Below are 497 nucleotides of genomic sequence, written 5' to 3' on the forward strand. Positions count from 1 at the left end.
GGACGCCGTTCGACCCACAACAGGCGGCGCACTTCCGCGCCGCCGCACAGACGATCGCCGTCCGTATGAGCCGTGACGGACAGGGCACCACCGAGCGGGACGACCTGGAGGCCCTCCTGTTCGCAACGGCGGACGCCGAACAGGCCGCCGCACGACTGGGGCTGTCCACCGCCAAGGTCACCGTCCTGGCCGCCGCGCAGGGCCGGCCCGCACAAGGGGCGGCCTTCGGCGAGACCCCGTCGGACACGCTGCGTCTGTATCTGACGACCGTGCACCCCCGCTCCCTCGTCATCCGGCACGACCGCGCCACCTACGCGGTGCTGCCCTGGCCCGCGTCCACGGACGACACCGAGGCCAGGACCCGCTCGGCGAGCATCGCCCGGGACCTGTGGAACCGTGCGGCGCTGCGCGAGCGCATCGTCCTGGCCGTCAGCGCCGCCGTCGCGGAACCGGGCCGGATCCCGGACGCCAGATCCCACGTCGACCGGATCACCGGA

At 73.6% G+C, this 497-nt stretch carries 1 protein-coding gene; it reads left to right on the top strand.

The window, feature by feature from the left end; all coding sequences use genetic code 11:
* On the top strand, nucleotides 1-497 hold a 497-nt coding region (locus SMA5143A_RS43245; protein ID WP_219923630.1), incomplete at both ends, for a hypothetical protein.

Origin of the sequence: Streptomyces sp. MA5143a, from assembly GCF_900290235.1 — a bacterium.
Classification (GTDB): domain Bacteria; phylum Actinomycetota; class Actinomycetes; order Streptomycetales; family Streptomycetaceae; genus Streptomyces.